Origin of the sequence: Variovorax frigidus (assembly GCF_051216515.1) — a bacterium.
Classification (GTDB): Bacteria; Pseudomonadota; Gammaproteobacteria; order Burkholderiales; family Burkholderiaceae_C; genus Variovorax.
On record NZ_JBPJZF010000005.1, the window covers coordinates 202,515 to 220,765 of the forward strand.

Here is an 18,251-nt window from a genome sequence, read left to right on the forward strand (position 1 = left end):
AGCCGGAACCCTTGGCCCGCCGAGCGCTTCCAAACGTTTCGCGGTCCGAGGACCTTTTCGTTTTTGACTTTCTTCCGAGACCCGTTTCCACCATGAACTCCACAGCCACAGTGCAACGCCGCTTCATCGGACGACTCGCCCTTGCCAGCGCCTTGGTGTTCAGCGCCGCCGCCGTCTTCGTCACCTCCGCACGGGCCGCCGACGAAGCGCCCGACGCGCTGGTGCAGCGCATTTCCGGCGACGTGCTCGACACCATCAAGGCCGACAAGTCGATCAAGGCCGGCGACATCGGCAGAATCATGTTGCTGGTCGACAGCAAGATCATGCCGAACGTCAATTTCCAGCGCATGACGGCCTCGGCCGTCGGCCCGGCCTGGCGCCAGGCGACGCCTGAGCAGCAGAAGCGCCTGCAGGAAGAATTCAAGACCCTGCTGGTGCGCACCTACGCCGGCGCGCTCGACCAGGTGAGCGACCAGAGCGTCACCGTGCGGCCCTTCCGCGGCTCGGTCGACGACAAGGAAGTGCTGGTCCGCACCGAGATCCGCGGCGGCGGGGACCCCGTGCAGCTCGATTACCGCCTGGAAAAGACGCCCGGCCAGGGCAGCGGCTGGAAGGTCTACAACCTGAATGTGCTGGGCGTCTGGCTGGTCGACACCTACCGCACCCAGTTCGCGCAGCAGATCAACAGCCAGGGCATCGATGGCCTGATCTCGGCGCTCGCGGCACGCAACAAGACCAACGGCAAGGGCTGAGCATGCTCGTCCTGCCGACCAAGCTCACGCATGACGAGGCGCCGGCCTGCATGCGCATGCTGCAGCAGGGGCTGGCGGGGCAGAGCGGCTCGGCAGCGGTGGTGGACGCCAGCGCGCTGGTGCGCTTCGATTCATCGGCCTTGGCCGTGCTGCTCGAATGCCGGCGCGAAGCCGGTGCGCTGGGGCGCAGCTTCGCCGTCAAGGGGCTCTCGCCGCGCCTGCGCGAGCTGGCAGCGCTCTACGGCATTGCAGGTCTTTTACCGACCGCGCCCTAGAAAAGTGCAGGCCGCCTAGAATCTCGGGCTCCCATGCCCGCGATCTCCTTCCAATCGGTCTCCAAGACCTACCCCGCCTCACGTCAGCAACGCGCCCAGGGAAAACCTGGTCTGCGCGCCGTCGACGACGTGACCTTCCAGATCGAAGAGGGCGAGTTCTTCGGCCTGCTGGGGCCCAACGGCGCCGGCAAGACGACGCTGATCAGCATGCTCGCCGGGCTGTCGCGCCCCACGGCCGGCGCCGTCAGCGTGCACGGTTTCGACGTGCAGCGCGATTACGCCGAAGCGCGTCGCCACCTGGGCATCGTGCCGCAGGAACTGGTGTTCGACCCCTTCTTCAACGTGCGCGAGTCGCTGCGCATCCAGTCGGGCTACTTCGGCATCAAGAACAACGACGCCTGGATCGACGAACTGCTGCACAGTCTGGGCCTGACCGACAAGGCCGGTGCCAACCTGCGGCAGCTGTCGGGCGGCATGAAGCGCCGGGTGCTGGTGGCGCAGGCGCTGGTCCACAAGCCGCCTGTCATCGTGCTCGACGAGCCCACCGCCGGCGTCGACGTCGAACTGCGCCAGACGCTGTGGCAGTTCATCGCCAAGCTCAACAAGCAGGGCAGCACCGTGCTGCTCACCACCCACTATCTCGAAGAGGCGGAGGCGCTGTGCCACCGGATCGCCATGCTCAAGCAGGGCCGCGTGATCGCGCTCGACCGCACCAGCGAGCTGCTGAAGTCCGCAGCCAGCAACGTGCTGCGCTTCAAGACCGACGCCAACCTGCCCTGGGCGATCGCCCAGCATGCGCGCATCACCGGGCGCATCGTGCAGCTGCCGGCGCAGAACGCGCACGAGGTCGAGCAGCTGCTCGGCGCGCTGCGTGAAGCCGGCGTGGCGGTGGAAGACGTGGAGATGCGCAAGGCCGATCTCGAGGACGTGTTCATCGACCTGATGGCCGGCGAACAGATTCCGCTGGAGGTGTCGCGATGATGGGCACCACGGGCTGGCGCACGCTGCTCTACAAGGAGACGCTGCGCTTCTGGAAGGTCGGCTTCCAGACGGTCGGCGCCCCGATCCTCACCGCCGTGCTGTACCTGATGGTCTTCGGCCATGTGCTGGAAGACCACGTCAAGGTCTACGGCACGGTGGGCTACACCGCCTTCCTGATCCCGGGCCTGGTGATGATGAGCGTGCTGCAGAACGCGTTCGCCAACAGCTCGTCCTCGATCATCCAGAGCAAGATCATGGGCAGCCTGGTGTTCGTGCTGCTCACGCCGCTGTCGCACTGGGGCTGGTTCTTCGCCTACGTCGGCTCGTCCATCATCCGCGGCCTGGCCGTCGGCCTGGGCGTGTTCATCGTCACGGTGTTCTTCGCCGTGCCGGACTTCGCGGCGCCGGTCTGGATCATCGTCTTCGCCTTCCTGGGCGCGGCCATGCTGGGCACGCTGGGGCTGATCGCCGGCCTCTGGGCCGAGAAGTTCGACCAGATGGCGGTGTTCCAGAACTTCCTGATCATGCCCATGACCTTCCTGTCGGGCGTGTTCTATTCGATCGGTTCGCTGCCGCCGTTCTGGCAGAACGTGAGCCACCTGAACCCCTTCTTCTACATGATCGACGGCTTCCGCTACGGCTTCTTCGGCGTGAGCGACGCCTCGCCCTGGCTCAGCTTCGGCATCGTCGGCAGTGCGTGGGTGGTGGTGAGCGCAATCGCCGTCCATTTGCTGCGGATCGGCTACAAGATCCGGGGCTAGAACTCGGACCACCGGACGCAGAAGACGCAGAGGTGGTCGCAGAAGACGCAAAAAACTGAATAATTGATTTTTGGTTTCTTTTGCGTTCTTCGCGAAACCTTTGCATCTTCTGCGTCCGGAAGCCCGCTTCGCACCGCAATGAAAAGCATGTTGAACACCCCCCATGACCGCTGAAGAACTCCAAGCCATCATCACCGCCGGCCTGCCCTGCGAGCACATCACGCTGGAAGGCGACGGACGCCACTGGTACGCCACCATCGTGTCGGCCGAGTTCGAGGGCAAGCGCTCGATCCAGCGTCATCAGCGGGTCTACCAGACGCTCGGTGCGAAAATGCATACCGACGAGGTGCATGCGCTGTCGATGAAGACCTTCACGCCCGCCGAATGGGCCGCGGCGCCCCGTTGATGCCGCTTTGCAGGCATTCCTGCTAGATATCGCTGGATTTTTCATGGACAAACTTCTCATTCGCGGCGGGCGCAAGCTTGGCGGCGAGGTACTCGTTTCCGGCGCCAAGAACGCCGCGCTGCCCGAGCTCTGCGCCGCGCTGCTGACCGACCGGCCCGTGACGCTGCACAACGTGCCGCGCCTCGAGGACGTGTCGACCATGCTCAAGCTGGTGCGCAACATGGGCGTCTCGGTCGAGCGCGACGACAACGGCACCGTGCGCCTCGACGCCGGTCCGCTGCACACCATCGAGGCACCCTACGAACTGGTCAAGACCATGCGCGCCTCGGTGCTGGCCCTGGGCCCGCTGCTCGCGCGCTTCGGCCACGCCAAGGTGTCGCTGCCCGGCGGCTGCGCGATCGGCTCGCGGCCGGTCGACCAGCACATCAAGGGCCTGCAGGCCATGGGTGCGGAGATCGTGGTCGAACACGGCTACATGCTGGCCAAGTTGCCGGCCGGCCGCACGCGGCTGCGCGGCGCGCGCATCCTGACCGACATGGTGACCGTGACCGGCACCGAGAACTTCCTGATGGCCGCGGCCCTGGCCGAGGGCGAGACGCTGCTCGAGAACGCAGCCCAGGAGCCCGAGATCGTCGACCTGGCCGAGATGCTGATCAAGATGGGTGCCCGCATCGAAGGCCATGGCACCGGCCACATCCGCATCCAGGGCGTCGACGCGCTGCACGGCTGCGAGCATGCGGTGGTGGCCGACCGGATCGAGGCCGGCACCTTCCTGTGCGCGGTCGCGGCCGCCGGTGGCGAAGTGTTCCTGCGCCATGCGCGCGCCGACCATCTCGACGCCGTGATCGACAAGCTGCGCGACGCGGGCTGCGAGGTGCAGGCCATCGAGGGCGGCGTGCGCATCGCGTCCAGCGGCGCGGCCGACCTCAAGGCCCAGGCCTTCCGCACCACCGAATACCCCGGCTTCCCGACCGACATGCAGGCCCAGTTCATGGTGCTCAACTGCGTGGCCCACGGCTCGGCGGCCGTGACCGAGACGATCTTCGAGAACCGCTTCATGCACGTCAACGAGCTGGTGCGCCTGGGCGCTGCCATCCACGTCGACGGCCGCGTCGCGCTGGTCGAGGGCGGCGCCCGCCTGTCCGGCGCGACCGTGATGGCGACCGACCTGCGCGCCTCCGCCAGCCTGGTGATCGCCGGCCTGGTGGCCGAGGGCGAGACCCTGGTCGACCGCATCTACCACCTGGACCGGGGCTACGACCGGATGGAAGCCAAGCTGCGCGGCCTCGGCGCGGACATCGAGCGCATCGCATGACGCCCACCCTCCCGACGAAAGCCCGCCCATGATCACGCTCGCCCTCTCCAAAGGCCGCATCTTCGACGAGACCCTGCCGCTGCTGGCTGCGGCCGGCATCGAGGTCACCGAGGACCCGGACAAGTCGCGCAAGCTGATCCTCGCCACCACCCGGCCCGATGTGCGCGTGGTGCTGGTGCGCGCCTCGGACGTGCCGACCTATGTGCAGTACGGCGGCGCCGACCTCGGCGTGACCGGGCTCGACGTGCTGCTCGAAGGCGGCAACCAGGGCCTCTACCAGCCGCTGGACCTGCAGATCGCGGCCTGCCGCCTGAGCGTCGCGGTGCGTGCCGACTACGACTATGCGTCGGCCGTGAAGCAGGGCTCGCGCCTGACGGTCGCCACCAAGTACGTCAACCTGTCGCGCAACTTCTTCGCCAGCAAGGGCGTGCACGTCGACCTGATCAAGCTCTACGGCAGCATGGAACTCGCGCCGCTCACCGGCCTGGCCGACGCCATCGTCGACCTGGTCTCGACCGGCAACACGCTCAAGGCCAACCACCTGGTCGAAGTCGAGCGCATCATGGACATCAGCGCCCGCCTGGTGGTGAACCAGGCCGCGCTCAAGCTCAAGCAGGCACCGATCCGCCGCATCCTCGACGCCTTCGCATCCGCCATTCCGCAATCCTGACACCATGACCCTGACCGCCGCTCCCGCCCGCCTGTCCACCGCCTCGGCCGATTTCGAAGCCGCCTTCAAGGCGTGCTTGCATTGGTCCGCGGAGGCGGACTCGGCGATCGAGACGGTGGTGGCCGAGATCCTGGCCGATGTGCGGAAGCGTGGCGACGAGGCGGTGCTGGCGTACACCCGCCGCTTCGACGGGCTCGAAGCCTCGGGCATGTCGGAGCTCGAACTGACGCAGGCCGATTTCAAGGAGGCCTTCGATTCCCTGCCCGCCGCGCAGCGCGACGCCCTGCAGGCTGCCGCCGACCGCGTGCGCAGCTACCACGAGGCGCAGAAGAAGGCGTCCGGCGAGAGCTGGAGCTACCGCGATGCCGATGGTTCGCTGCTCGGGCAGAAGGTGACGCCGCTGGACCGCGTGGGCATCTACGTGCCTGGCGGCAAGGCGGCCTATCCGTCGAGCCTGCTGATGAACGCCATCCCGGCGCATGTGGCCGGTGTCGGCGAGATCATCATGGTGGTGCCGACGCCCGCGAAGGACAGCGTGGCCACCGGTGGCGCCGGCGGACAGTCGTCGGCCCGGGGCGAACGCAACGTGCTGGTGCTCGCCGCAGCCTACGTCGCCGGCGTCACCCGCGCCTTCACCATCGGCGGCGCCCAGGCCGTGGCCGCGCTGGCCTACGGCACCGCGACCGTGCCCGCGGTCGACAAGATCACCGGCCCCGGCAACGCCTACGTGGCCGCGGCCAAGCGCCGCGTGTTCGGCACCGTGGGCATCGACATGATCGCGGGCCCGAGCGAGATCCTGGTGCTGGCCGACGGCAGCACGCCGCCCGACTGGGTGGCGATGGACCTGTTCAGCCAGGCCGAGCACGACGAGCTCGCGCAGAGCATCCTGCTGTGCCCCGACGCCGACTACATCGCGCGCGTGCAGGAGGCCATCGACCGCCTGCTGCCCACGATGCCGCGCGCGGCGATCATCGCGGCCTCGCTCAACGGCCGCGGCGCGCTGATCCACACGCGCAGCATGGAAGAGGCCTGCGCCATCAGCAACCGCATCGCACCCGAGCACCTGGAAGTGAGCAGCAGCGAGCCGCACCGCTGGGAGCCGCTGCTCAGGCACGCGGGCGCGATCTTCCTGGGCGCTTTCACCAGCGAGAGCCTGGGCGACTACTGCGCTGGCCCGAACCATGTGCTGCCCACCAGCGGCACCGCGCGCTTCTCGAGCCCGTTGGGCGTGTACGACTTCCAGAAGCGCTCCAGCCTGATCGAGGTGAGCCAGGCCGGCGCACAGGTGCTCGGCCCGATCGCCGTCACGCTGGCCGAAGGCGAGGGCCTGCAGGCGCACGCCGAGGCCGCCCGGCTGCGACTCCAGCGCGGCTGAGGGCACCGATGGATGCGCTCGCACGCACCGTCCTGTGGGCCGCGCTGCTGGCGTGCGCCGGCGCGCAGGCCATGAGCATCCGCGAACTGCGTACGCTCGAAGCCAACGAGACGGACGGCAAGGCCTACGCCAGCTACTACCTGGTCGGCGTGGTGGAAGGCCTGCGCGAGGCCACCGACATCGCCCGGCGTGCGGGCCAGAAACCGCTGTTCTGCGTCGAAGGTCGCCGACTCGAGCCCGCGATGGCGCGCTCGCTCTACCAGACCGAACTCTCGCGCAACGCGGACAGCTACGAGGCCGACATGCCGGTGCAGCTCGTGCTGTCGTCCGCACTGCGCAGCAGCTTCCGCTGCACCCACTGAGATCCCATGACCGCTGAATCCAACGCCACCGCTTCCTCTTCCGCACTCCAGCGCATCCGCGCCGACGTCCAGTCCATGCACGCCTACGCCGTACAGGACGCGACCGGCCTGCTCAAGCTCGACGCCATGGAGAACCCGCACGGCCTGCCGGCCGCCCTGCAGGCCGAACTCGGCGCGCGGCTGGGCGCGCTGGCGCTCAACCGCTACCCCGGATCGCGCGGCGACGACCTGAAGCGCGCGCTGGCCGAACATGCGCAGCTGCCCGCCGGCTTCGCGCTGATGCTGGGCAACGGCTCCGACGAGCTGATCTCGCTGCTGACCATGGCCTGCGACCTGCCGGGCGCCTCGGTGCTGGCGCCGGTGCCGGGCTTCGTGATGTACGCCATGAGCGCGCAGCTGCAGGGCCTGAAATTCGTCGGTGTGCCGCTCACGGCCGACTTCGAGCTCGACACGCCGGCCATGCTGGCCGCGATCGCCGCCGAGAAGCCCGCCATCGTCTACCTGGCCTATCCCAACAACCCCACGGCCAACCGCTGGGACGACGCGGCGATCGAGCAGATCGTCGAGGCCCAGGGCGCGCAGGGCGGCCTGGTGGTGATCGACGAGGCCTACCAGCCCTTCGCCGCGCGCAGCTACATCGACCGCGTGGCGCGCCACGGCCACGTGCTGCTGATGCGCACGCTGAGCAAATTCGGCCTGGCGGGGGTGCGTCTGGGCTACCTGATGGGCCCGGCGGCGCTGATCGCCGAGATCGACAAGGTGCGCCCGCCCTACAACATCAGCGTGCTGAACTGCGAGTGCGCGCTGTTTGCGCTCGAGCATGCCGAGGTCTTCGATGCCCAGGCGGCCGACATCCGGGCCCGGCGCGAGGAACTGGTCGCGGCGCTGGCGAAGCTGCCTGGCCTGACCCAGTGGCCCAGCGAGGCCAACATGGTGCTGGTGCGGGTGCCCGACGCGGCAAAGACCTTCGACGGCATGAAGGCGCGCGGCGTGCTGGTCAAGAACGTTTCTAGAATGCACCCCTTGCTCGCGAACTGCCTGCGCCTGACCGTCGGAACGGCCGACGACAATAGGCGCATGCTCGCAGCACTCGAATCCTCCCTATGAACACCCCCACGGCACCCCAGGCCGCCGCCCTTGCGGGCGATCGCGTGGCCTCCGTCACCCGCAACACGGCCGAGACCCGGATCACCGTCTCGGTGAACCTCGATGGCACCGGCCGCGCCAAGCTGTCGACCGGCATCGGCTTCTTCGACCACATGCTCGACCAGATCGCCCGCCACGGGCTGATCGACCTCGAGATCGACTGCCAGGGCGACCTGCACATCGACGGCCACCACACGGTGGAAGACGTGGGCATCACGCTGGGCCAGGCCGTGGCGAAGGCCGTGGGCGACAAGAAGGGCCTGCGCCGCTACGGCCACGCCTACGTGCCGCTCGACGAGGCGCTGAGCCGCGTGGTCATCGATTTTTCGGGCCGCCCCGGCCTGGTGATGCACGTGCCCTTCACCAGCGGCATGATCGGCGGCTTCGACAGCCAGCTCACCTACGAATTCTTCCAGGGCTTCGTGAACCACGCCTTCGTCACGCTGCACATCGACAACCTCAAGGGCATCAACGCGCACCACCAGTGCGAGACGGTGTTCAAGGCCTTCGCCCGCGCGCTGCGCTCGGCGCTCGAGATCGATCCGCGCTCGGTCGGCGTCATTCCCTCCACCAAAGGCTCCCTCTGATGCGCAACACCGTCGCCGTCGTCGACTACGGCATGGGCAACCTGCGCTCGGTGTCGCAGGCCGTGCAGCATGCGGCCGACGAGGTGGGCGTGGAGGTCTTCGTCACCTCCGACCCCGAGGTGGTGCGCCAGGCCACGCGCGTCGTGCTGCCGGGGCAGGGCGCGATGCCCGACTGCATGCGCGAACTGCGCGACTCGGGCCTGCGCGAATCGGTGCTCGAGGCCGCGGCCAGCAAGCCGCTGTTCGGCGTGTGCGTGGGCATGCAGATGCTGCTGTCGCACAGCGAGGAGGGCGCGACCGACGGGCTCGACCTGATCCCGGGCCGCGTCGTCAAGTTCGAGCTGGCCGGCCGCACCCAACCCGACGGCAGCCGCTACAAGGTGCCGCAGATGGGCTGGAACCAGGTGCGCCAGGCCCAGCCGCATGCGGTCTGGGCCGGGGTGCCCGACGATGCGTACTTCTATTTCGTCCACAGCTTCTATGCGAAACCGGCCGACCCGCGCCACAGCGTGGGCGAGGCCGACTACGGTGCGCCGTTCACGGCGGCCGTCGCGCGCGATAATATTTTTGCGACCCAGTTCCACCCTGAGAAGAGTGCGGATCATGGTTTGCAGCTCTACCGCAATTTTCTCCACTGGAACCCCTGAGCCTTCACCGGGCCCCCTGCCATGCTGCTGATTCCCGCCATTGATCTCAAAGACGGCCACTGCGTTCGCCTCAAACAAGGCGACATGGACCAATCGACCATCTTCAGCGAAGACCCGGCCGCCATGGCGCGCAAGTGGGTCCAGGCCGGCGCGCGCCGCCTGCACCTGGTCGACCTGAACGGCGCCTTCGCGGGCAAGCCGCAAAACCACGCGGCCATCAAGGCGATCCTCAAAGAGGTCGGCGACGAGATCCCGGTGCAGCTGGGTGGCGGCATCCGCGACCTCGACACCATCGAAAGCTACATCGACGACGGTCTGCGCTACGTGATCATCGGCACCGCCGCGGTCAAGAACCCGGGCTTCCTGAAGGACGCCTGCGTCGCCTTCGGCGGCCACATCATCGTGGGCCTCGACGCCAAGGACGGCAAGGTCGCGACCGACGGCTGGAGCAAGCTCACCGGCCACGAAGTCGCCGATCTGGGCAAGAAGTTCGAGGACTACGGCGTCGAATCGATCATCTACACCGACATCGGCCGCGACGGCATGCTGTCGGGCATCAACATCGAGGCCACGGTCAAGCTCGCGCAGGTGCTGACCATTCCGGTGATCGCCTCGGGCGGCCTGTCGAACATGGCCGACATCGACCGGCTCTGTGCGGTCGAGTCCGAAGGGGTCGAGGGCGTGATCTGCGGTCGCGCGATCTATTCCGGCGACCTGGATTTCGCCGCGGCCCAGGCCCGCGCGGATGCACTGGCTGCCGGCTGAACGCAGCACGTCCCGGGCGCTGCCCCGGGCCTGATCCGGTCGAGCGCCCGTGCTGTCCGCCCTCGCCATCGCCAATTACCGTTCGCTGCGCCAGCTCACGGTGCCGCTCGGGCGCCTGACGGTCGTCACCGGGCCCAACGGCAGCGGCAAGTCCAGCGTCTACCGTGCGATGCGCCTGCTGGCCGACATCGCCGGCGGCGGCGTGGTGCGCTCGCTGGTGCGCGAAGGCGGCCTGGCCTCCACCTTGTGGGCCGGGCCCGAGCGCTTCTCGGCCGCGGTGCTGCGCGGCGAGGCGCCGGTGCAGGGCACGGTGCGCAGCGAGCCGGTCAACCTGCGACTGGGTTTCGCAGGTGAAGGCGACGACGACTTCGGCTATGCGATCGACATCGGCCTGCCGCCGCCGGTGCCGCCCTCGGCCTTTTCGCACGACCCCGAAATCAAGCGCGAGGTGATCTGGAGCGGCCCGGTGCTGCGGCCCGCCACCCAGTTGGTCGACCGCAAGGGTGCTGCGTTGCGCGTGCGCGACGAGGCCGGGCGATGGGTGGCTGTCGAGCGCCGCATCCCGGCCTTCGCCAGCATGATGACCGAGTACGCCGACCCGCGCGCCGCGCCCGAGATGCTCTCGCTGCGCGAACGCATGCGCTCGTGGCGCTTCTACGACCACTTCCGCTCCGATGCCGAGGCGCCCGCGCGCAGCCCCCAGCTGGGTACCTACACGCCGGTGCTGGCCAACGACGGTGCCGACCTCGGGGCGGCGTTGCAGACGATCCGCGAGATCGGCGACACCGAGGCGCTCGACCGTGCATTGGACGACGCCTTTCCCGGCGCGCGCGTCGAGGTTTCGGCCGGCTCGGACGGCCGTTTCGAGGTGCGGATGCACCAGCACGGCCTGCTGCGTCCGCTGAGCGCGGCCGAGCTGTCCGACGGCACCTTGCGCTACCTGCTCTGGATCGCCGCGCTGCTCTCGCCGCGGCCACCCAGCCTGCTGGTGCTCAACGAGCCCGAAACCAGCCTGCATCCCGACCTGCTGCCCGCGCTCGGACGGCTGATCGCCCAGGCCGCGGCCCAGACCCAGGTCATCGTGGTGTCGCACGCCACGCGGCTGATCGCGTCGCTGGAGGCGGCCGCGGGCGCGCTGGTGCTGCAGCCGGTGGTGCTGGAGAAGCACTTCGGCGCCACCCGCATCGCCAACCTCGACATGGGCGACGTCCCGCCCTGGCACTGGCCGGCCCGATAGCGACCCTAGAATCGACGCCATGTCCCTCGAAACCCTCAGCGTCCGCGGCCAGCCCGCGGTCCGGCTCCGCCTGCCCGGCGGCGACGCCTGCACCGTGGCGCTGCATGGCGCGCAGCTGCTGTCTTGGCAGACGGCCGACGGCGTCGAGCGCATCTACCTGAGCCCCGAGGCGCTGTTCGACGGCCGCTCCGCGATCCGCGGCGGCGTGCCGGTGTGCTGGCCGCAGTTCAATCAGCGCGGCCCGCTGCCCAAGCACGGCTTCGCGCGCAACACGGCCTGGCGGCTCGAGGCCTCCGAGGCGTCGGACGGCCTCGTGTTCGCTTTGACCGACGATGACGCCAGCCGCGCGCTGTGGCCGCATGCCTTCCGCGTCGAATTGCGCGTCACGCTGACGCCGGGCGCGCTGCGCCTCGCGTTCGACGTGCGCAACACGGGCGATGCGCCCTGGACCTTCACGGCCGCGCTGCACACCTACCTGCAGGTCGACGACATCGCCGACGCGCGGCTCGAGGGCCTGCAGGGCGCGCAGCGCTGGGATGCAGTGCGCGACCTGCGGCATGCCGAGACCGCCGAAGCCTTGCGCTTCGGCACCGAATTCGACAGCGTGTACGCCGCGCCCGCCACCGCGTTGCGGCTGGTCCAACCCCGCGGCGCCCTGGCCATCGCGCAGAGCGCGAGCTGCACCGAGACCGTGGTCTGGAACCCCGGCGCCGCGCTGGCGGCGAAGCTGGCCGACCTGCCCGACGAGGGCTGGCGCCACATGCTGTGCGTCGAAGCCGCGTGCATCGACGACCCCGTGACGCTGGCGCCGGGCGCCGCGTGGCAGGGCTGGCAGCAGCTCACCGTCCTTTGAATCTCCCTTTTCCCGAACGAACACCATGCTCGCCAAACGCATCATTCCCTGCCTCGACGTGACCGGAGGCCGGGTCGTGAAGGGCGTCAATTTCGTCGAACTGCGCGACGCGGGCGACCCGATCGAGATCGCCGCGCGCTACAACGCGCAAGGCGCCGACGAGCTCACCTTCCTCGACATCACGGCCACCAGCGACGGCCGCGACCTGATCCTGCCGATCATCGAGGCCGTGGCCTCGCAGGTCTTCATCCCGCTGACGGTGGGCGGCGGCGTGCGCACGGTCGACGATGTGCGGCGCCTGCTCAACGCGGGCGCCGACAAGACCAGCTTCAACTCGGCCGCGCTCGCCAATCCGCAGGTGATCGAGGACGCGTCGCAGAAGTACGGCGCCCAGTGCATCGTGGTCGCCATCGACGCCAAGCGCCGCTCGCCCGAGGACGCCGCCACGCGCGGCGCGGGCTGGGACGTCTACAGCCATGGCGGGCGCAAGAACACCGGGCTCGACGCGGTGCAGTGGGCCGTCGAGATGGCGCGCCGCGGCGCGGGCGAGATCCTGCTGACCAGCATGGACCGCGACGGCACCAAGAGCGGCTTCGACCTCGCACTGACCCGCGCGGTGAGCGACGCGGTCGACGTGCCGGTGATCGCCTCGGGCGGCGTGGGCAACCTCGACGACCTCGCCGACGGCATCCAGACCGGTGGCGCCGATGCGGTGCTGGCGGCCAGCATCTTCCACTATGGCGAATACACGGTCGGCGAGGCCAAGGCCCGCATGGCTGCGCGCGGAATCCCCGTACGGATTTGAATGCGGCGGCGCTGGGCCGGCTGCGAATCCTCGACAATCCGGCAATGAACTGGCTCGATGAAGTGAAATGGGACGAGAACGGCCTGGTGCCGGTGATCGCGCAGGAACAGGGCAGCAACGATGTCCTGATGTTCGCCTGGATGAACCGCGAGGCGCTGGCCAAGACGGCCGAACTCGGCCGCGCCGTGTACTTCAGCCGCTCGCGCGCCAAGCTGTGGTTCAAGGGCGAGGAATCCGGCCATGTGCAGACGGTTCACGAGATCCGCCTCGATTGCGACAACGACGTGGTGCTGCTCAAGGTGACACAACTCGGTCACGAGCCCGGCATTGCCTGTCACACTGGCCGTCACAGTTGTTTCTTCAGCCGGTACGAGAATGGCCGGTGGACCGCGGTCGAGCCGGTCCTGAAAGACCCAGGGACGATCTACAAATAATGGAAACGATGACCACCGACGCGCTGGACCGCCTTGCGGCCGTGATCGAAAGCCGCCTGCCCGCACGCGGCGGCGACCCCGATCAGAGCTACGTCGCCCGCCTGCTGCACAAGGGCCCCGACGCCTTCCTCAAGAAGATCGGCGAGGAGGCGACCGAGGTCGTGATGGCGGCCAAGGACGCCGACCACGGCGGCGATCCGCAAAAAATAGTGAACGAAGTGGCCGACCTGTGGTTCCACACGATGGTGGCGCTGGCGCATTACGGCCTGAGCCCTCGCGAGGTGGTGGCCGAACTGGCCCGCCGCGCGGGCACCAGCGGCATCGAGGAAAAGGCACTGCGCAAGGCGCAGGCCCGTGAAGCTTCCAACGACTGAAGGGAACACCATGGCCGATGACATCGTGACCGTCCAACCTGACGAATCGCTCAAGACCTGGGGCTGGGTCAGTTACATCCTGCACCTTATCGTGGCGGTGGGGGCGGTGCTGCCGGGCACGCAGGCCTCGATCGTGCTGCTGCTGATCGCGCTGGTGATCGACCTGGTGAAGCGCTCCGACGCGGTCGGCACCTGGCAGCAATCGCACTTCAGCTGGCGCATCCGCTCGGTGCTGTGGGCGGGCGTGCTGTACCTGCTGACCTCGTGGTTGTGGCTGCTGTTCATCGTGCCCGGCTGGATCGCCTGGGGGCTGATCTCGCTGTGGTTCCTCTACCGGATCGTCAAGGGCATGGTGCGCATGAACGCCGGCCGCGCCATGGAGCCCGCCGATGTCGTCTGATTCGAATTGCATCTTCTGCAAGATCGTCGAGGGCAAGATCCCGTCGAAGAAGGTCTACGAGGACGAGGAGCTGTTCGGCTTCCACGACATCTCGCCCTGGGCGCCGGTGCATTTCATGCTCGTGCCCAAGCGGCACATTCCTTCGATGGCGCAATTGACGCCCGACGATGCGGCGCTGATGGGCCGCATCATGACGCTGGCGCCGAAGCTGGCGCTCGAGCAGGGCTGCCGGCCGTACCCCGAGGGCGGCTTCCGGGTGGTGATCAATACCGGCCAAGAGGGTGGGCAGGAAGTCCACCATCTCCATGTTCACGTCATGGGCGGTCCGCGCCCCTGGCTCAAGGGCTAGTCATGCTGGCGGGTGGCGGTCGATGCCGCCCGGGCCGTCGGGACTAAAATTCTTTTCATTCTTCAGGAGTACTTCCATGGGTTCCTTTTCCATCTGGCACTGGCTGATCGTGCTGCTCGTCGTGGTCATGATCTTCGGCACCAAGAAGCTGCGCAACATGGGCTCCGACCTCGGCGGCGCCGTCAAGGGCTTCAAGGACGGCATGAAGGACGGCTCGTCCACCGACGCGTCCGCTGCGCCCACGCAGCACGTGACCGGCACGCCGGCCGCCGACAAGTCGACGATCGACGTCGAAGCGCGTCAGAAGTCCTGAGCCGCCGCGCGTGATCGACCTCGGCATCTCGAAAATTGCGCTGATCGGCGCGGTGGCGCTGATCGTCATCGGGCCTGAAAAGCTGCCCCGGGTGGCGCGCACGGTCGGCATGCTGCTCGGCAAGGCCCAGCGCTACGTCAACGACGTCAAGTCCGAGGTCAATCGGTCGATGGACCTCGACGAACTGCGCAAGATGAAGGACACGGTGCAGGACGCTGCGCGCGATGTCGAACAGAGCATCCACGCGGGTGCGAGCGACTTCGAGAAGCAGTTCTCGGAGAGCGGCCAGACCCTGTCGGCGCTGGCCGAGCCCGAAGCCGCGTCCTATCCCGAGTACAAGCATCCCCGCAAGAACTGGCGCTTGAAGCAGGGCGCCACGCCGCAGTGGTACAAGTCCCGCAACGGCGTTCGTACCAAGGCGCTTTCCGGCGCGGCGCGCGTCGCGCGCTTTCGTCCCCACAAGATCAACTAGCCGCCACGCCGAATCGGTCGCGCGCCGCGCGCCCCGACTTCCTGCCCGCAGCGTTCCCCCATGGCCGATTCCACCGACAAGAAAAAAGACGACGAACTGGCGGGCACCGAGCAGCCGTTCGTTGCGCACCTGATGGAGCTGCGCGACCGGTTGCTCTACTGCGTCTACGGCCTGGCCGTGGCCGCCGCGCTGCTGGCCTTCTGGCCCGGCCCGAGCGGACTGATCGACCTGATCGCCATGCCCATCCGGGCCCACATGCCGCCCGATGCGAAGCTGATCGCCATCGGCGTGTTCTCGCCGTTCTTCGTGCCGCTGAAGGTGCTGGGCATGACGGCCGTGCTGCTGGCGCTGCCCTGGCTGATGTACCAGATCTGGATGTTCGTGGCGCCGGGCCTCTACAGCCATGAAAAGAAGTTCGCGCTGCCGCTGATCTTCTTCGGCAGCCTGCTGGCCTACACGGGCATCGGCTTCGTGCAGTTCTTCGTGCTGGACAAGATGTTCGGCTTCATCCAGAAGTTCACGCCACCCAGCGTGGCGGCCACGCCCGACATCTCGTCTTACGTGGAAGCGATCCTGTCGCTCTACATCGCCTTCGGCTGCGCGTTCCAGGTGCCGATCGTGGTGATGCTGCTGGTGCGCTTCGAGCTGGTCACCATCGAGAAGCTGCGCAGCTTCCGCGGCTACTTCATCGTGCTGGCCTTCGTGGTGGCCGCGGTGCTCACGCCGCCCGACGTGGTGTCGCAGTTGGCGCTGGCGGTGCCGATGTGTCTGCTCTACGAAATCGGGATCATCGCGGCGCGCTTCTTCGTGAAGCACAGCGCCGCACCCAAGGAAGAAGAAGGCGCCGATTCGGCCTCCTCCTGAGAGAAAAAAGATGCCCGGCGCCGGGCATCTTTTTCGTTCTATTCCGTGTCGTCGGCCGGACTGCGACGCTGCTGAACCTTCGGTCGCAGACCCGGCACCACGTTCAGTTCCATCTTGTCCGTGCCGCGCTGCAGCGCGAAGCGCGCCTCGTTGCCGGGCTTGAGGCCGGCCACCGCGGTCAGCAGTTCCTGCACGTTGTCGACCTTCCGATCGTCCACGCTGGTGATCACGTCGCCCGGCCGGACGCCGGCCTTGGCGGCAGGGCCGTTCTGCAGCACGCCGGTGATGATCACGCCGGCATTGGCCTTGACGCCGAAGGTCTCGGCCAGTTCCGGCGAGAGGTTGCTGGGCTCCACGCCGATCCAGCCGCGCGTGACCTTGCCTTCCTTCACGATGTCGCCCAGCACCTGCTTGGCGATCGACACCGGGATCGCGAAGCCGATGCCCATGCTGCCGCCGGAGCGCGAGTAGATCGCGGTGTTGATGCCCTGGAGGTTGCCGTTCACGTCGACCAGCGCGCCGCCCGAATTGCCGGGGTTGATGGCCGCGTCGGTCTGGATGAAGTTCTCGAAGGTGTTGATGCCCAGCTGGTTGCGCCCCAGCGCCGAGACGATGCCGCTGGTCACGGTCTGGCCAACGCCGAACGGGTTGCCGATGGCCAGCACCTGGTCACCCACTTCCAGCGCGTCGGAATTGCCCAGCACGATCGCCGGCAGCTTGTCGAGTTCGATCTTGAGCACCGCCAGGTCGGTTTCCGGGTCGGTCCCGATCACCTTGCCGCGCGCGTGCCGGCTGTCGTTGAGCGTGACGTCGATCTCGTCGGCGCCCGCCACCACGTGGTTGTTGGTGAGGATGTAACCGTCGGTGCTGACAATGACGCCGCTGCCCAGGCCGACCTGGGGTTGGTCGTCGCCCTGGTCGCCGAAGAAGAAGCGGAACCAGGGGTCGTTGCTGCGCGGGTGGCGCTGTGCGGCCTTGCTGGTGTTGATGCTGACCACCGCCGGCGCCGCCTTCTTGGCGGCCGCGCTGAGGCTGCCGGCCGCTGTCGTGGCCGGGCTGGCGTTGCCGGGCGCCTCGATGATCGAGACCAGCCCGCTCAGCGAGGTGCGCCGGTTGAGCCATTCGGGCTTGAGCGTGGCGACCACGAAATAGGCCGCCAGCAGGACGGTCACGGCTTGGGCGAAGAGCAGCCAGGTGCGTTTCATGAACAGTGGGTCGAATCGAAATGAGAGCGCGGCCACACGCGGCCGGTGCCAGGGCGCAATTGTCCCTCAACGCATCGCAACGTCGCCCGCGCCGCGCCACAATCGGCACATGAGCACCACCCGCCACGAACTCCTGCACGCATTCGACCTGCTGCTGGCCCCCGCGCGTTTCAAGGATTACGGGCCCAACGGCCTGCAGGTCGAGGGTCGCACCACGGTGCGCAAGATCGTGTCGGGCGTGACCGCCAGCCGGGCGCTGATCGAGGCCGCGATCCATGCCGAGGCCGATGCGATCTTCGTGCACCACGGCCTGTTCTGGCGCGGCCAGGACGGGTGTGTCACCGGCTGGATGCGGCAGCGCCTGGGCCTGCTGCTGGGCGACGACGTGAACCTGTTCGCCTATCACCTGCCGCTCGATGCGCATCCCGAGCTGGGCAACAACGCGCAGCTGGGGCTGCAACTGGGCCTGGTCGCACACCTGGGATCGGCCGGTCGCTTCGGCGAGCAGGACCTGGGCTTCATCGGCGGGCGCATCGACGGCAGCGGCTTCGCCGATGCCGCAGCGCTCGCGGCACACGTCGAGCAGGTGCTGGGCCGACACGTGACGCTGGTGCCAGGCACGCGCCGCCCGATCCAGACCGTGGCCTGGTGCACCGGCGGCGCGCAGGGCTACTTCGAGGCCGCGATCGCAGCAGGCGCCGATGCCTTCATCACCGGCGAGATCTCCGAGCCGCAGGCCCACTACGCGCGTGAACTGGGCGTGGCCTTCCTGGCCTGCGGCCATCACGCCACCGAACGCTACGGCGCCCCTGCGGTGGCCGCGCACGTCGCCGCGCAGCTCGGGTTGGTGCACGAATTCATCGACATCGACAACCCGGCATGAGCGGGGAGAGCGGGATGAGG

At 68.1% G+C, this 18,251-nt stretch carries 25 protein-coding genes; 24 read left to right on the plus strand and 1 reads right to left on the minus strand.

Annotated elements, in window-relative coordinates:
* Positions 1 to 92 precede the first annotated feature (92 nt).
* The 23 genes from ACSFBC_RS16140 (at position 93) to tatC (ending at position 16,143) form a co-directional block, all read left to right on the plus strand.
* The gene (locus ACSFBC_RS16140) at positions 93 to 752 is read left to right on the plus strand and encodes an MlaC/ttg2D family ABC transporter substrate-binding protein (RefSeq protein ID WP_435511357.1); all 660 of its coding nucleotides are present in this window, start codon (positions 93 to 95) and stop codon (positions 750 to 752) included.
* A gap of 2 nt (positions 753 to 754) precedes the next feature.
* Positions 755 to 1,027, plus strand: a complete 273-nt coding sequence (locus ACSFBC_RS16145; protein ID WP_435511358.1) for an STAS domain-containing protein — start codon at positions 755 to 757, stop codon at positions 1,025 to 1,027.
* Positions 1,028 to 1,060: 33 nt separating this feature from the next.
* The gene (locus ACSFBC_RS16150) at positions 1,061 to 2,008 is read left to right on the plus strand and encodes an ABC transporter ATP-binding protein (protein ID WP_435511359.1); all 948 of its coding nucleotides are present in this window, start codon (positions 1,061 to 1,063) and stop codon (positions 2,006 to 2,008) included.
* The gene (locus ACSFBC_RS16155; RefSeq protein WP_435511360.1) at positions 2,005 to 2,769 is read left to right on the plus strand and encodes an ABC transporter permease; all 765 of its coding nucleotides are present in this window, start codon (positions 2,005 to 2,007) and stop codon (positions 2,767 to 2,769) included. The genes ACSFBC_RS16150 and ACSFBC_RS16155 overlap by 4 nt, the downstream gene beginning before the upstream one ends.
* Before the next feature lie 163 nt (positions 2,770 to 2,932).
* Positions 2,933 to 3,175 carry a BolA family protein gene (locus ACSFBC_RS16160; protein ID WP_435511361.1) on the plus strand — a complete coding sequence of 81 codons (243 nt, stop codon included), beginning with the start codon at positions 2,933 to 2,935 and terminating at the stop codon, positions 3,173 to 3,175.
* 43 nt (positions 3,176 to 3,218) lie between these two features.
* Entirely contained in the window at positions 3,219 to 4,490 is a 1,272-nt protein-coding gene (murA, locus tag ACSFBC_RS16165; RefSeq protein WP_435511362.1) for a UDP-N-acetylglucosamine 1-carboxyvinyltransferase, read from the plus strand.
* Between the two features lie 28 nt (positions 4,491 to 4,518).
* Positions 4,519 to 5,160, plus strand: a complete 642-nt coding sequence (gene hisG / locus ACSFBC_RS16170) for an ATP phosphoribosyltransferase (protein ID WP_435511363.1) — start codon at positions 4,519 to 4,521, stop codon at positions 5,158 to 5,160.
* Positions 5,161 to 5,164: 4 nt separating this feature from the next.
* Complete coding sequence (hisD, locus tag ACSFBC_RS16175; RefSeq protein ID WP_435511364.1) at positions 5,165 to 6,535, plus strand: histidinol dehydrogenase; 1,371 nt, start codon at positions 5,165 to 5,167, stop codon at positions 6,533 to 6,535.
* Between the two features lie 8 nt (positions 6,536 to 6,543).
* A complete protein-coding gene (locus ACSFBC_RS16180; protein ID WP_435511365.1) occupies positions 6,544 to 6,897 on the plus strand; it encodes a hypothetical protein in 354 nt (117 codons plus the stop codon).
* 6 nt (positions 6,898 to 6,903) lie between these two features.
* Positions 6,904 to 8,004 carry a histidinol-phosphate transaminase gene (gene hisC, locus ACSFBC_RS16185; RefSeq protein WP_435511366.1) on the plus strand — a complete coding sequence of 367 codons (1,101 nt, stop codon included), beginning with the start codon at positions 6,904 to 6,906 and terminating at the stop codon, positions 8,002 to 8,004.
* Positions 8,001 to 8,630, plus strand: coding sequence for an imidazoleglycerol-phosphate dehydratase HisB (gene hisB, locus ACSFBC_RS16190; RefSeq protein ID WP_435511367.1), 630 nt, complete (start codon positions 8,001 to 8,003; stop codon positions 8,628 to 8,630). Before hisC ends, hisB begins: the two co-directional genes overlap by 4 nt.
* Positions 8,630 to 9,277 carry an imidazole glycerol phosphate synthase subunit HisH gene (hisH, locus tag ACSFBC_RS16195; RefSeq protein ID WP_435511368.1) on the plus strand — a complete coding sequence of 216 codons (648 nt, stop codon included), beginning with the start codon at positions 8,630 to 8,632 and terminating at the stop codon, positions 9,275 to 9,277. The genes hisB and hisH overlap by 1 nt, the downstream gene beginning before the upstream one ends.
* 21 nt (positions 9,278 to 9,298) lie before the next feature.
* Complete coding sequence (gene hisA, locus ACSFBC_RS16200; RefSeq protein ID WP_435511369.1) at positions 9,299 to 10,042, plus strand: 1-(5-phosphoribosyl)-5-[(5-phosphoribosylamino)methylideneamino]imidazole-4-carboxamide isomerase; 744 nt, start codon at positions 9,299 to 9,301, stop codon at positions 10,040 to 10,042.
* Positions 10,043 to 10,091: 49 nt separating this feature from the next.
* Positions 10,092 to 11,279: an AAA family ATPase gene (locus ACSFBC_RS16205; RefSeq protein ID WP_435511370.1), complete on the plus strand. Its 1,188-nt coding sequence runs from the start codon at positions 10,092 to 10,094 to the stop codon at positions 11,277 to 11,279.
* A 19-nt stretch (positions 11,280 to 11,298) separates the two neighbouring features.
* Positions 11,299 to 12,132 carry a D-hexose-6-phosphate mutarotase gene (locus ACSFBC_RS16210; protein WP_435511371.1) on the plus strand — a complete coding sequence of 278 codons (834 nt, stop codon included), beginning with the start codon at positions 11,299 to 11,301 and terminating at the stop codon, positions 12,130 to 12,132.
* A 25-nt stretch (positions 12,133 to 12,157) separates the two neighbouring features.
* Positions 12,158 to 12,937 carry an imidazole glycerol phosphate synthase subunit HisF gene (gene hisF, locus ACSFBC_RS16215; RefSeq protein WP_435511372.1) on the plus strand — a complete coding sequence of 260 codons (780 nt, stop codon included), beginning with the start codon at positions 12,158 to 12,160 and terminating at the stop codon, positions 12,935 to 12,937.
* A 44-nt stretch (positions 12,938 to 12,981) separates the two neighbouring features.
* Positions 12,982 to 13,371: a phosphoribosyl-AMP cyclohydrolase gene (hisI, locus tag ACSFBC_RS16220; protein WP_435511373.1), complete on the plus strand. Its 390-nt coding sequence runs from the start codon at positions 12,982 to 12,984 to the stop codon at positions 13,369 to 13,371.
* Positions 13,371 to 13,745 carry a phosphoribosyl-ATP diphosphatase gene (locus tag ACSFBC_RS16225; protein ID WP_435511374.1) on the plus strand — a complete coding sequence of 125 codons (375 nt, stop codon included), beginning with the start codon at positions 13,371 to 13,373 and terminating at the stop codon, positions 13,743 to 13,745. The genes hisI and ACSFBC_RS16225 overlap by 1 nt, the downstream gene beginning before the upstream one ends.
* A gap of 10 nt (positions 13,746 to 13,755) precedes the next feature.
* Complete coding sequence (locus ACSFBC_RS16230; RefSeq protein ID WP_435511375.1) at positions 13,756 to 14,145, plus strand: DUF4870 family protein; 390 nt, start codon at positions 13,756 to 13,758, stop codon at positions 14,143 to 14,145.
* A complete protein-coding gene (locus tag ACSFBC_RS16235; RefSeq protein WP_435511376.1) occupies positions 14,135 to 14,494 on the plus strand; it encodes a histidine triad nucleotide-binding protein in 360 nt (119 codons plus the stop codon). Before ACSFBC_RS16230 ends, ACSFBC_RS16235 begins: the two co-directional genes overlap by 11 nt.
* A gap of 76 nt (positions 14,495 to 14,570) precedes the next feature.
* The gene (tatA, locus tag ACSFBC_RS16240) at positions 14,571 to 14,807 is read left to right on the plus strand and encodes a Sec-independent protein translocase subunit TatA (RefSeq protein WP_435511377.1); all 237 of its coding nucleotides are present in this window, start codon (positions 14,571 to 14,573) and stop codon (positions 14,805 to 14,807) included.
* Positions 14,808 to 14,817: 10 nt separating this feature from the next.
* The gene (gene tatB / locus ACSFBC_RS16245) at positions 14,818 to 15,279 is read left to right on the plus strand and encodes a Sec-independent protein translocase protein TatB (protein ID WP_435511378.1); all 462 of its coding nucleotides are present in this window, start codon (positions 14,818 to 14,820) and stop codon (positions 15,277 to 15,279) included.
* A gap of 60 nt (positions 15,280 to 15,339) precedes the next feature.
* Positions 15,340 to 16,143, plus strand: a complete 804-nt coding sequence (tatC, locus tag ACSFBC_RS16250; RefSeq protein ID WP_435511379.1) for a twin-arginine translocase subunit TatC — start codon at positions 15,340 to 15,342, stop codon at positions 16,141 to 16,143.
* 38 nt (positions 16,144 to 16,181) lie between these two features.
* On the opposite strand, the gene ACSFBC_RS16255 is transcribed toward tatC, so the two are convergent.
* Positions 16,182 to 17,348 carry a S1C family serine protease gene (locus tag ACSFBC_RS16255; RefSeq protein ID WP_435511380.1) on the minus strand — a complete coding sequence of 389 codons (1,167 nt, stop codon included), beginning with the start codon at positions 17,346 to 17,348 and terminating at the stop codon, positions 16,182 to 16,184.
* Between the two features lie 109 nt (positions 17,349 to 17,457).
* On the opposite strand from ACSFBC_RS16255, the gene ACSFBC_RS16260 reads away from it, so the two are divergent.
* Positions 17,458 to 18,231 carry a Nif3-like dinuclear metal center hexameric protein gene (locus ACSFBC_RS16260; protein WP_435511381.1) on the plus strand — a complete coding sequence of 258 codons (774 nt, stop codon included), beginning with the start codon at positions 17,458 to 17,460 and terminating at the stop codon, positions 18,229 to 18,231.
* Positions 18,232 to 18,251 lie beyond the last annotated feature (20 nt).